The 11,580-nt window shown below is 70.5% G+C and carries 9 protein-coding genes; 5 read left to right on the top strand and 4 right to left on the bottom strand.

The annotated features are described in order from the left end of the window. The first annotated feature begins 535 nt into the window (after nt 1-535). The 3 genes from sugE (at nt 536) to ACBY01_RS10160 (ending at nt 2,950) form a co-directional block, all read left to right on the top strand. Nucleotides 536-850 carry a quaternary ammonium compound efflux SMR transporter SugE gene (gene sugE, locus ACBY01_RS10170; RefSeq protein WP_416460710.1) on the top strand — a complete coding sequence of 105 codons (315 nt, stop codon included), beginning with the start codon at nt 536-538 and terminating at the stop codon, nt 848-850. A gap of 358 nt (nt 851-1,208) precedes the next feature. Continuing rightward, complete coding sequence (locus ACBY01_RS10165) at nt 1,209-1,616, top strand: DUF2147 domain-containing protein (protein ID WP_416460709.1); 408 nt, start codon at nt 1,209-1,211, stop codon at nt 1,614-1,616. A gap of 32 nt (nt 1,617-1,648) precedes the next feature. Further along, on the top strand, nt 1,649-2,950 hold the full coding sequence (locus ACBY01_RS10160; RefSeq protein ID WP_416460708.1) for an OmpP1/FadL family transporter: 1,302 nt from the start codon (nt 1,649-1,651) through the stop codon (nt 2,948-2,950). A 72-nt stretch (nt 2,951-3,022) separates the two neighbouring features. On the opposite strand, the gene ACBY01_RS10155 is transcribed toward ACBY01_RS10160, so the two are convergent. Continuing rightward, nucleotides 3,023-5,023, bottom strand: coding sequence for a protein-L-isoaspartate(D-aspartate) O-methyltransferase (locus tag ACBY01_RS10155; protein ID WP_416460707.1), 2,001 nt, complete (start codon nt 5,021-5,023; stop codon nt 3,023-3,025). 112 nt (nt 5,024-5,135) lie between these two features. Here ACBY01_RS10155 and ACBY01_RS10150 point away from each other — a divergent pair, with 112 nt between their 5' ends. Then, nucleotides 5,136-6,401, top strand: a complete 1,266-nt coding sequence (locus tag ACBY01_RS10150) for a DUF4118 domain-containing protein (RefSeq protein ID WP_416460706.1) — start codon at nt 5,136-5,138, stop codon at nt 6,399-6,401. 48 nt (nt 6,402-6,449) lie between these two features. Here the strand turns inward: ACBY01_RS10150 and ACBY01_RS10145 are convergent, their stop codons facing one another. Beyond that, nucleotides 6,450-7,724, bottom strand: coding sequence for a cation:proton antiporter (locus tag ACBY01_RS10145; RefSeq protein WP_416460705.1), 1,275 nt, complete (start codon nt 7,722-7,724; stop codon nt 6,450-6,452). Further along, on the bottom strand, nt 7,721-9,265 hold the full coding sequence (locus ACBY01_RS10140; RefSeq protein ID WP_416460704.1) for a DUF389 domain-containing protein: 1,545 nt from the start codon (nt 9,263-9,265) through the stop codon (nt 7,721-7,723). The genes ACBY01_RS10145 and ACBY01_RS10140 overlap by 4 nt, the downstream gene beginning before the upstream one ends. A 153-nt stretch (nt 9,266-9,418) precedes the next feature. On the opposite strand from ACBY01_RS10140, the gene ACBY01_RS10135 reads away from it, so the two are divergent. Further along, entirely contained in the window at nt 9,419-10,744 is a 1,326-nt protein-coding gene (locus tag ACBY01_RS10135) for a chloride channel protein (protein ID WP_416460703.1), read from the top strand. A gap of 22 nt (nt 10,745-10,766) precedes the next feature. On the opposite strand, the gene ACBY01_RS10130 is transcribed toward ACBY01_RS10135, so the two are convergent. Then, on the bottom strand, nt 10,767-11,471 hold the full coding sequence (locus ACBY01_RS10130) for a DUF4396 domain-containing protein (RefSeq protein ID WP_416460702.1): 705 nt from the start codon (nt 11,469-11,471) through the stop codon (nt 10,767-10,769). Between the last annotated feature and the right edge of the window lie 109 nt (nt 11,472-11,580).

Below are 11,580 nucleotides of genomic sequence, written 5' to 3'. Positions count from 1 at the left end.
GGCGTGCGTGGTCGTGGCGCTCCCGTGACGTAGCTGTCCCATACGGCTTCCTTCCATTCCAACGAAAGGATCGCACCATCAAACCGTGGGATCAAACACCTAGCCCCACACCGTCACCCCAGCGAACGCTGGGGTCTCCCGCGGCTCTTGCCCCGACCGCGACCAGGAGATGCCAGCCTGCGCTGGCATGACGCAGGTGGGAGCGCCGGAATGGACGACGTTCCGCACGCGCCCCCCCCCTTGACCCGCCCCGCGCCCCCAAACCCCGCATCACCCAAACCCCGATCCGTCACCCCAGCGAAGGCTGGGGTCTCCCGCGGCTCCCGCCTCGACCCCAACCGCAAGATGCCAGCCTGCGCTGGCATGACGCGGGTGGGAGCGGCGGAATGGACGACGTTCCGCACCTATCGACCGCCCCCCACCATTGAACCCCACCCCCTGCCCCGCTATCTGGCGGCTGCGGCGACCACGTTCCCGCCTCCGCACGGAGCATCAAGACCGGGACGGCCCGGCAGCTCACGCAACGGAGGCTGCCTTGGCTTGGATCGTTCTCATCATCGCGGGTCTGTTCGAAGTCGTCTGGGCGACGGCGATGAAGCAGTCCCACGGCTTCACCCGCCTGGGGCCGAGCGCCGTCACCATCGCCGGCATGCTGGTGAGCTTCGGGCTGCTCTCCTGGTCGATGCGATCGCTGCCGCTCGGCACCGCCTACACCGTGTGGACCGGGATCGGCGCGATCGGCGCCTTTGCGATCGGCGTGCTGGTTTTCGGCGAAGCCGCCACCCCGATGCGCCTGGCCGCCGCGCTGCTGATCGTCGGCGGTTTGGCGCTGATGAAGCTCGCCGGCTGAGCGCGCGATCGGCGGCGGACACCAAGCCTGTCCTACACGCCGAAAAGCTGCTTGGGTCGCACCATGACGCTCGCCCTGCTCCGGCCCGAACCGCGGCTCGCAGCAGCGACGTCGTTGGCCTAACCTTCGCCTAACTTTCCGGGTCTAAACCCTGCGCGTGACGGCACAGCTGTGGCTTTCCTGCACGGACGAGGAGGCGGCAAGCCGGGAACGCTCGCACGAGGCTTGACAGCCGCCGCCCGCGCCCTAGCGTGCAAGCAACTTCCGCATGCGTCAGGCACCGGCACCAATCGTCCGGACCGACGACAGCGCGGGACGACGACCTGCCGACACAGGCGGGCGAAGAGGAGAGGAAGTGATGCTGACGATGTTGCTCGCAGCCGCCGTGGCTGCCGCACCCCAGCCCCAGGACGCGGCGATCGGCCGCTGGAAGACCGAGACCAAGAACGGGATCGTCGAGATCAGCCGTTGCGGACCGTCGATCTGCGGCCGCCTGGTGAGCTCGGACCATCTGCGCACCAACCCGCAGCTCAAGGACGCGAAGAACAGCAACGCGTCGCTGCGCAATCGCCCGCTCAAGGGGCTTCAGATCCTCAGCGGGTTCACGTCGAACGGCAAGGAATGGGTCGACGGATCGATCTACAACGCCGACGACGGCAAGACCTATAGCGCCAAGGTGACGCCGGTCGGTGCCGACCAGCTCAAGGTGCGCGGCTGCGTGTTCGTGCCGCTGTGCAAGACCCAGACCTGGACTCGCGTCCGCTAACCGCTTCGTCTCAACCGTTCAGGGATCCGCCCATGACCACTCGCATCAAGCTTTCGCTGCTCGCCTCCGCCCCGCTCTGGCTGGTCGCCTCGACCGGCATCGCCCACGCCCAGGCCTTTTATCTCCAGGAACAGTCCGCCCGCGGCGCCGGCCGCGCCTTCTCGGGCGAGGCTGCCGACACCGGCCCGCAGTCGCTGTGGTGGAACCCGGCGGCGATCGCCGACATCGAGACCACCGAAGCGGCGATCGCCGCCTCCGCCATCCTGCCGCGCGGCAAGGTGATCGACGATGGCACGGTGATCGTCCGTCCCCGCCAAGCGCCGGCCGCGATCGGCGGAAACCCGGTGTCGAAGAACCCGATCAACAACGGCGTCCTGCCGTCGGGCGCGGTCGCCATGCCGCTGGGCGAGCGCGTCGCGATTGGCCTGGCGGTCACTTCGCCCTACAGCTTCACCACCAACTACGACGCCGACAGCTGGGCGCGCTACAGCGCCGACAAGACCCGGTTGCGCACCATCGACATCCAGCCCTCGGTCGGCGTGTCGGTGTTCGACTGGCTGCGCGTCGGCGCTGCGGTGAACGTCGAGTACACCGACGCCGAGCTCGGCAACAAGCTGCCCAACCTCACCGCCGCGCTTCCCGATGGGCAGCAGGTGCTGAAGGGCGACGGCTGGGATGTGGGCTGGACCGCGGGCGTGCAGATGCACAACGACTGGGCGACCGTCGGCATCAGCTACAAGTCGGCGATCGAGCACACGCTGAAGGGCAGCGTCGAGATCAGCGGCCTCGTCGGGCCGCTCGCCGGCGGGAACGCGACGATCGACGGCATCAAGGCGCGGTTCAAGACCCCTGCGCAGATCATCGTCGGCGGCCGATTCCGCGCGACCGACGCGCTGACGGTCAACATGCAGGGCATCCGCTATACCTGGACCGATTTCGACACGATCGACCTCGGCGCGCCGCTCGATACCGCCATCCCGGAGAACTATCGCAACACCTGGAGCCTGGCGGCCGGGTTGGATTATGCGGCGACGCCAGACCTGACGCTGCGCGCCGGCGTCCAGCGTACGCTGACCCCGACGCAGGACGGCAACCGCGACGCGCGCGTGCCCGATTCCAACCGCTGGAACTTCGGCGCCGGCGGCTCCTATCGCCTGACGCCGCGCTTCACGATCGACGCGGCGGCGAACTATGTCGCGTTCAAGGACGAGACGATCGACCGCATCACCGCCGCCTATGTGGGCGAAGCCGCGCAGACGCCGATCGTCACCAACGGCCGGCTGGAGGAGGCTCACGCGCTCGTCTTCTCGCTCGGCGGCCACGTCGCCTTCTGACCCCCACGCGCGCACCGCCCCCGCGGCGGTGCGCGCAAGCCGGCTCCGCGCCGCATCACTCCAGAGCTCGGCTCATTCCTCGAACGGATAGGTATCCGGCACCGTGCCGCGCGCGCGGTGCTCGGGCCCGAGCGGCGTCACGGCTTGCGCCTCGTCGAACCAGACATAGGCGTCGAACTGCTCGGGCAGCACCGCCTGCGAGTAATGGCTCCACAGCTCGGTTTCGGGCCGGTAGATCACGCCGATGAAGCGTTCGAGCCGCGGTTCGGCGAGACGGCGGCGCAGCGCCTCGTGCCGGCCCGGCGACAGGTCGAGCAGGAAGCGCGGCGTGCCCGCGTCGTGGCACAGCCGCTCGTAGCTGTCGCGCCGTGACGGCAGCACCCGCTTCACCTCCATCGCGCCGTCCCAATCGGTCGCCGCGGCGACGGTGCCGGTGTGCGTGCCGAAGCCGATCAGTGCCGCCTCGCGTCCGAACCTCTCGCGACACAGCTGGCCGATGTTGAGCTCGTCGCGCACGGCGCCCATGTCGGTGTGGCGCGCATCGCCGATATGGCTGTTATGCGCCCAGACGATCGCCTTGGCGTCCGGCCCCTTTGCGTCGAGCAGGTTCTGGAGCGTCTCGAACATGTGGCGGTCGCGCAGATTCCAGCTCTCCGCGCCGCCGTAGTACATGATCCGGTAGTAGCGTTCCGCCGAGGCGACCAGCCGCGCGTTCTGCGCCGCGTCGAGGAAGCTGTCGCCATCCTCGCGGGCATAGTCGAGCTTGCGCGCGAGCAGCGCCCGGCATTGCGCGATCACCGCTTCCTCGCACTCGGCATAGCCGCGCCGCAGCGCTGAGCGGCCATAGGTCGCGGGGTCGCGCTGCCACGGCGTCAGGCAGCCGTAGCGCTCGCGGGCCACCTGCGCCGCCTCCGGATCGACCCGATCGAGATAGTCGAGCACCGCCGCGATCGATCCGCGCATGTTGTAGATGTCGAGGCCGTAGAAGCCGGCGCGGCGATCCGGATCGGCGATGCCGTCGTTGTGGCCGCGCATCCACGCAACGAGTGCGGCGACCTCCGTGTTGCGCCACATCCATTCGGGAAAGCGCTGGAAGGGCGGCTCGGCGGCCTCACGGCCCGGGCGGTGCCGCACGTAGCGGTCGATCGCCGCGGCATCGGGCCAGTCGGCCTCCACCGCGACGATGGTGAAGCCGTGATGCTCGACCAGGTGGCGCGTGATCGCGGCACGCGCGCGATAGAATTCCGCCGTCCCGTGGCTCGCCTCGCCCAGCAGCACGACCCGACGGTCGGCGAAGCGGTCGAACAGCCGCCCGAACGCGGGATCATCGAACGCCGGCAGCGGCTCCGCGGCCTCGGCGATCATCTCGGGCAGGCTCCGCTTTCGCGACGCGCCGGCGAGGTGGTTGCTCGCGGCGCGGCTTCCGTCCTCGGCCCAGCCCTGCGCGCCGATCAGGGGGACGAACGCGACCGCCCCCAGATCCTCCTCCTCGTAACGGCCGGCGCTCCGCCGCGTCACCTTGCAGAGCGTCTGGCTGCCGGGCTCGCCCACGGGCACGACCAGTCGCCCGCCGATCGCGAGTTGCTCCTTCAGCGCGCGTGGGACGTCCGGGCCGCCCGCCGACACCAGAATGGCGTCGAACGGCGCCTCTTCGGGAAGACCGACGGTGCCGTCGCCGATCCGGACCTCGACGTTGCTGTAGCCGAGCGCCGCGAGGCGTTCCCGGGCAAGCCGCGCCAGCGTTTCGTGCCGCTCGATCGCGAACACCGTGCCGGCGATCCGGCCGAGCACCGCCGCGGCGTAGCCCGAGCCGGCGCCGACCTCGAGCACGCAGTCGTCGGGGCCGATCTCCGCCGCCTCGATCATTGCGGCGACGATATAGGGTTGCGAGATCGTCTGGTCCGCCTCGATCGGCAGCGCCGAGTCCGCATAGGCGAACTCCTCCATGCCGGCACCCACGAAGCGTTCGCGCGGCACCGTACGCATCGCCGCCAGGACGACCGGGTCGCGGACGCCCCGGCGTGCGATCTGCACCTCGACCATGCGGTGGCGCTGCTGTTCCTCGTCTCGCATCCCCGATCAACGCGCCACCGCTGCCGGATTTCCGCTGTCGGTTCTGGTGCTTGGCTCCCGCGCGAGAGCCACCTGCCTTTCACCCCGCTCCGCTTTGGGATAGGTTCGCGCGATGGTTGCGCATCCTTCAAGCGTGCCGGCCGCGGCGACGCACTCCGACAGCCTCGCCGTGCTGGTGAGCGGCAGTCCGGGGTCCGAGGCGCTGGTCGCTGCCGCGGAGCGCCTAGCGCAGTCGCTGGGGGTGCCGTGGGAGGCGGTCTACGTCGAAACGCCGGAGCGCGACCGCACCGGATCGGCGGGTGCGCGGGCGGCGGAGGCGCTGGGGGTCGCGGCGCAGCGGGGCGGCCGGGTGGCGACAATCGCCGCGGCGACGATCGCCGACGGCATCCTCGAACATCTCAAGACTTCGCCCGCGACGCACCTGGTGCTGCAACGCGAGCGTCCGGCCGGCCGCGGGTCTTCCTGGCGCCGATCGCTCGTCGATCAGATCGCGGCCCAGACGGAGGGCGTGACCCTGCATGTCGTGCCGACCGACGCGGCCGATGAGGCGGACGACGCTTCGTCGCCGCGCGTCGCTTCGGGCACGCCGCTCCGGCACTATGCGCTCGCCGCGCTTCCCGTCGTGGCGACGCTGCTGCTCGCCGAACTGCTGCAGCTGCTCACCGGCACGCGGTCGCTCGACCTGCTGTTCCTGTTTCCGGTGATCGCGGTGGCCGCGCGGCTGGGGTTCCGCCCCGCCCTGCTGGCGGCGCTGCTGTCGGTGTTCTGCTACAACTACTTCCTGCTCGCGCCGAGCTTCCGCTTCGATGTGCGCGCGCCGCAGAACTGGGTGATGGCGGCCGTGTTCCTGGCGGTCGCGGGTTATACCAGTTCGGTGACCGGGCGGATGCGCGGGCGTTTGCGGCTGAGCGATCGCAGCGCGCGGGAAAGCGCGAGTTTGGCGGCGCTCGCCCAGCGGCTGACGCGCGACGCCGATTGGGAAACGACCGCGCTGACCCTGTGCGAGCACGTCCACGCGCTGTTCGGGCTCCACACGGTAGTGTTCCGCGAGCGGGACGGCGCGCTGGTGACGGCGGCAGGCATGCCGGCGGAGCCCCGCCTGAGCCCGGTCGATCGCGCCGCGCTCGACTGGAGCTGGGCGCATGGCGAGCCTGCCGGCGCGGGGACGGAGGCGGTGCCGGCGGCGGACTGGCAGTTCCAGCCGCTCCAAACCTCGCTCGGAACGCTCGCGGTGCTCGGGATCGCGCGGGAAGACGGACGCGATCCGGTGCGTCCCGACCAGCGGGTGCTGCTCTCCTCGATCACCGCACAGGGCGCCCTCGCCCACGAGCGGCTCCGGCTCGAGGACATGATGCGCGCACCACCCAAGGCGTCTTAGCCGAGGGCGCTGCGCGGCCGATGCAACCGCGGACTGGACGCGAGGCGGTCAGGCCGCAGCCTCCGCCCGACGTTTCACCCGTCCCAGCACGCGCTCGATCGTTCCGCCCTGCACCAGTACCGAGAACAGCACCACGACATAGGTCGCGGCGAGCACGACCGACCGCGCCGCGCCGTCGGGCAGGCCGAGCGCGAGCGCGACCGAGATGCCGCCGCGCAGCCCGCCCCAGATCAGCGTCACCGGCGCGAGATGCCCGAGGTGGAGCAAGGGCCGCAGCAGCGTGAGCGGCAGCAGCACCGCGACCGCACGCGCCCCGATCGCGAGCGGAATGGCGAGCACCCCCACCAGCAGCAGCCGGGGATCGGACTGGATGGTCACGACCTCCAGCCCGATCAGCAGGAACAGCACGGCGTTGAGGATCTCGTCGATCAGCGCCCAGAATTTCAGCACATAGTCGCGCGTCACGTCGCTCATCGCATAGGCGACGCCGGCGTTGCCGATCACCAGCCCGGCGACCGCCATCGCCACCGGCCCGCTGACGTGCATCCAGTGCGCCGCCGCATAGCCGCCCATCACCACCGCCAGGCTGATGAGCACCTCGGTCTTGTAGTCGTCGATCGAGCGCATCGCACGAAAGCCGATCCAGCCGATCCCGAGCCCCAGCAGCACCCCGCCGCCCGCCTCGACCGCGAACAGATGCGCGGCATGCGGCAGCGAGAAGCTCTCGCCGGACAACGCCGAAGACAGCAGGATCACGAAGACGACGACACCGACGCCGTCGTTGAACAGGCTTTCGCCGGCAACCGTCGCCTCCAAGGTGGGCGTGACGTTGGCGCGCTTGAGCACGCCCATCACCGACACCGGATCGGTCGGGCTGATCAGCGCGCCGAACACGAGGCACCAGATCAGCGGCAGCTCGAAGCCGATCAGCCGCGCCAGCGCGTAGAAGCCGGTGCCGACCAGCGCGGTCGACAGCAGCACGCCGATCGTGCTGAGCACCAGGATCGGCCAGCGTCCGCGCCGCATCTCCGTCCAGTCGACGTGCAGCGCGCCCGCGAACAGCAGGAACGAGAGCATCCCCTCCATCAGCGTGGCGTGAAAATCGATCCCCGCGATGAAGCCGACGACGTCGCTTGCCACCGTGCTGCCGGGCAACACGCGGTCGAGGCCGACCACCGCCAGCGACGCGAGCGCCCCCATCATCGTCAGCCCGACCGACGAGGGCAGCTTGAGGAAGCGGTGGTTGATGTAGCCGAGCACCGCCGCCAGCACGATCAGGACCGCGGCGCCGTCGAACGGCGTGAGGACGAAGCTTCCGATCATTGCAGCGGCTCCAACAGGGTAAAGGTAGCGCCCGCCGCCGGCGCCGGAATGGGAGCGATCCCCGCATCGCGCAGGATCGCAGCGATCGCCAGGGCGCGCCGCACCGCCAGCACCGGGCGCTCCGGCACGGTTTCGGGGAGCCCCGGGACGCCGAGGCGGGGCGAGTTCCAGCGCAGCGCCGCCCAGGCGCTCGTCACCACCGCCTCCTGCGCCTCCTGCGACAGGACGTCGACGCCGTTGGCGAACGCGATCTGAGGGAACGCCACGCGCGGCGGTACGAGCGCGATCTGCCACCCTTTGATCTGCGCGCTCAACCGCGTCTCCAGCGAGCGATAGGTGGCAAGCGTCGCGCCGGGCAGCGGCGCGGCAGCGGCCGTGGCGCGGTGATGGTTCCGGTCGATCGTCACCCCGTCGACCGCGATCCCGGCGGCGAGGGCGACCAGCCGGGAGGCGTCCACCGCCTGCTCGTTCTCCACCGCGAGCGCCTCGCTCACGTGCCGCATCTCGGCCCGCTGCGCGGCGAGCGCACCCGCGCCGGGTTCGAGCAGCACCTGGTCGAGCCGCAGCGTCACCGGCTGGCCGAGGTCCTGGCGCAGCTGGGCGGCGACCGGTTTGGTCTGCTGCATGCGCGCGCGTGGCGTGATGACGACTGCGCGGACGGCGATCGGCCTGGCGTCGAAGTCGATGCTCAGCTGGGTGACGCGCGCGTCGACGCCGAACCGTTCCGACAGCGTCGAGCGGACTTGAGTGGTCGCCAGCGCCTCCCCCGCGATCTGGCGCAGCGACAGGCCGAGCGGGATCGCCATCGCCACGAACACCAGGATCAGCACGGCCGTCTGGGCCCAGCTCTGCTGGCTCGAGAGCGCATGGCCGAAGCCGTAGAGCCGCGCCATCAGCATCGCCGCCAGCCCGATCGTGACGAAGTTGGTCGCGTACAGCGCCAGCGATCCGCCCAGCACTGCGAGGTTCCAGGTGGCCAGCCCGTAGCCGACTACCGCGAGGGGTGGCATCAGCGCGGTGGCGATGGCCACGCCGACGATGGTCTCGCCGCGCCCGCGGATGATCGCGAAGGTGCCGGCCAGCGCCGCGAACAGCGCCACGCCCAGGTCGAACAGATTGGGCCGGGTGCGGGCGATGATCTCCTCGGTCGCGGCCTGCAGCGGCGAGACGAGCACGATCAGCGCGGTGAAGCCGATCGCCAGCCCCGATCCCACCCCCAGCGCCGACAGCGAGCGCCGCATCTCCTTGAAGTCGAACAGCGCGAGGCTGAAGCCGAGCCCGAGGATCGGCCCCATCAGCGGCGAGATCAGCATCGCGCCGATCACCACCGCCGGCGAGGACAGCAACAGGCCGAGCACCGCGATGCCCGCTGACATCATCGTCATGAACGCGTAGCGCGGCGACCAGCCGCTGTCGTCGCAGATCCGCTCCATCACCTCGCCATGATCGACGCTGTCGACGAACGTCTCGCGCCACCAGCGGTACAGCGGGTTCTGCTGTCCGTAGCGAACGTGGGCAGGATCGTCGGCGATGGAATCCATGAGCAATCTTCGGCAGGAAAGGACGGTCGCCCCCCGGATACCGCGCGAGTGCGCGCGCATCCAGCGTGCCGTTCCAATCTCTTGCGCGGGGGTGGTGGCGCCGGCCGGGATGGTCCAAGGACGCGCGATGCCCGCAATGCGACTCCCGCACCCGTGAAGTTCCGGCGCGCCCGTCCCGCGATCGCCGACTCGCTGCCGCAGGCGACCGAAGTGCTGCCGGTCGCGCAGCGCCGGATCGCCACCGGCGTCGGCGCGGTGCTGCTCGGGCTGGTCGCGCTCGTCTTCGCGGCGCTGGGCGACCGGCTCCAGGCGGTGTTCCTTGGGATCGTGCAGCGCTGGCCGCTCGCGCCGCTGCTGCTCACCCCGCTCGTCTTCGCGGGAACGGCCTGGGTGACGCGCCGGTGGTTCTCGGCCGCAAGAGGATCGGGCATCCCACAGGTCATCGCCGCCGCCGCGCAGCCGGAGGCGGCGAGCAGGGGGCCGCTCGTCGCGCTGCGCACCGCCGCGGCGAAGTTCGCGCTGACGCTGGCGCTGCTCTTCGCCGGCGGCTCGGTCGGGCGCGAGGGGCCGACGGTGCAGATCAGCGCCGCGATCATGATCGCGGTACACCGGCTGTTCCGGGTGCCGATCACGGCCGGCGTCTACATCGCCGGGGGTGCCGCCGGCGTGTCGGCGGCGTTCAACACGCCGCTCGCGGGGGTCGCCTTCGCAATCGAGGAGCTCGCCGCCGCCTATGAGCAGCGCGTCGCCCTTCTCGTCATGGCGGCGGTGATGATCGCCGGCTTCGTCAGCCTGGGGATCGCGGGCGACTATGTCTATTTCGGCGCGATGCGGCAGACGCTCGCGTTCGGCGCGACTCTCGCGGTGGTGCCGGTCGTCGCGATCTGCGGCGGCCTGGCCGGGGGGCTGTTCTCGCGCTGGGTGCTCGGCTTCGGCCGGTCGCGGCATCCCGCACTGGCGGCGATGCGCGCGCGGCCGGTGCGGCTCGCCTTCGGTTGCGGCCTCGCGGTCGCGGCGATCGGCATCGCCACGGGCAACACCTGGGGCACCGGTTACGAGACGACGCGCCAGATGGTCGAGGGCGGAGGCGGATCGCTGTGGTTCGGCGCGACGAAGCTCGCCGCGACGCTCGCGACCACGCTCAGCGGCACCCCCGGCGGCATCTTCGCGCCGTCGCTGGCGGTCGGCGCCGGCATCGGCAACCTGCTGACGCCGCTGTTCGACGCGCCGGCGGGCGCGATCGTGGTGCTCGGCATGGCGGCCTATTTCGTCGGCGTCGTGCGCGCGCCGCTCACCGCCGTCATCATCATCACCGAGACGACCGCCAGCCGCGGGCTGATCCTGCCGCTGTTCGCCACCGCGCTGATCGCGGACGCGGTGAGCGCGCTCGTCTGCCGCGAGCGGCTCTACCACGGGCTGTCGCGCGGCTTCGACGCTCCCGCGCGCGCTCCGGAAGCAGAACAGCGACCCGCGCCCTGAAGCAGGCGGCCACGCTCCGGCGCTACATCCGTTCCTTCAGCCCCGCACGGATCAGCCACCAGTTCACCGGGTAGCTGGTCGCGAAGCCGCCGAGCATCGCGATCTGCATCGCGAACCAGAACTCGGGGCTCGCCACCGGCGCGATGCCGCCATAGGCGGCGCGAAACCAGACGAACTGGATCAGCGCCATCCCCCCGTACATGCCGATCTGCCACGCGGCGATCGAGGCGATGTCGGCCTTCACGGCGGCGACGATCCCCTGCCCGACCGACAGGTCGCGCATCGGCCGGATCGTGAAATACTGAAAGACGATGCCGAACAGGAAGGCGACGAGGAAGTCGGGGATCCACACCGCAAAGGTCTTTTCCGCGAACAGGCTTCCCCAGCCGAACCACACCGCGATGGCGGGCATGGCGAAGGTCGCCCATTCGACGACGATGTCGCCCAGCGTGCAGCCCGCGCCGCAATGGCTGGCGCCCTTCAGCACCATCGCGGCAAACGGCGGATCGCCCTGCTTCTCGCCCCCGCCCCGCCCCCAGCGGCGATAGGCGGCAAGCCAGAGGAGGCTGCCGAACAACGCCGTGAGCGGCCAGACGAGTGCCATGATCGTCATCTTGGGAGGGTGCCGGCGCTGGTCGATCGCGATCGCCACCGCGCAACATCCGGCGATCAGCAACGATCCCGTCGCCAGCAGGTGCAGCCAGGAGGGAAAGTCGCCGTCGTGCATCCACCCGCCCCGCTGCCGGCATGCGACGCCGGAAATGCCCCATGTTGCTCCTAGAGCAAGGCCAGCATCCTCCAATCACTCAAGTTAGCGTGCGCGCGCGTTTTCTGCT

It is taken from the genome of Sphingomonas mangrovi, assembly GCF_047975845.1.
Classification (GTDB): Bacteria; Pseudomonadota; Alphaproteobacteria; order Sphingomonadales; family Sphingomonadaceae; genus Sphingomonas.
Note: the sequence above shows the minus strand (reverse complement) of the source record. Positions and strands in the feature narration are given on the sequence as shown.

Bases quoted from the DNA above. Each gene is read 5' to 3' on its own strand.
- ACBY01_RS10145 (WP_416460705.1), bottom strand. From the start codon at position 7,724: ATGATCGGAAGCTTCGTCCTCACGCCGTTCGACGGCGCCGCGGTCCTG.
- ACBY01_RS10130 (WP_416460702.1), bottom strand. From the start codon at position 11,471: ATGCACGACGGCGACTTTCCCTCCTGGCTGCACCTGCTGGCGACGGGA.
- ACBY01_RS10155 (WP_416460707.1), bottom strand. From the start codon at position 5,023: ATGCGAGACGAGGAACAGCAGCGCCACCGCATGGTCGAGGTGCAGATC.
- ACBY01_RS10150 (WP_416460706.1), top strand. From the start codon at position 5,136: ATGGTTGCGCATCCTTCAAGCGTGCCGGCCGCGGCGACGCACTCCGAC.
- ACBY01_RS10165 (WP_416460709.1), top strand. From the start codon at position 1,209: ATGCTGACGATGTTGCTCGCAGCCGCCGTGGCTGCCGCACCCCAGCCC.
- ACBY01_RS10160 (WP_416460708.1), top strand. From the start codon at position 1,649: ATGACCACTCGCATCAAGCTTTCGCTGCTCGCCTCCGCCCCGCTCTGG.
- ACBY01_RS10140 (WP_416460704.1), bottom strand. From the start codon at position 9,265: ATGGATTCCATCGCCGACGATCCTGCCCACGTTCGCTACGGACAGCAG.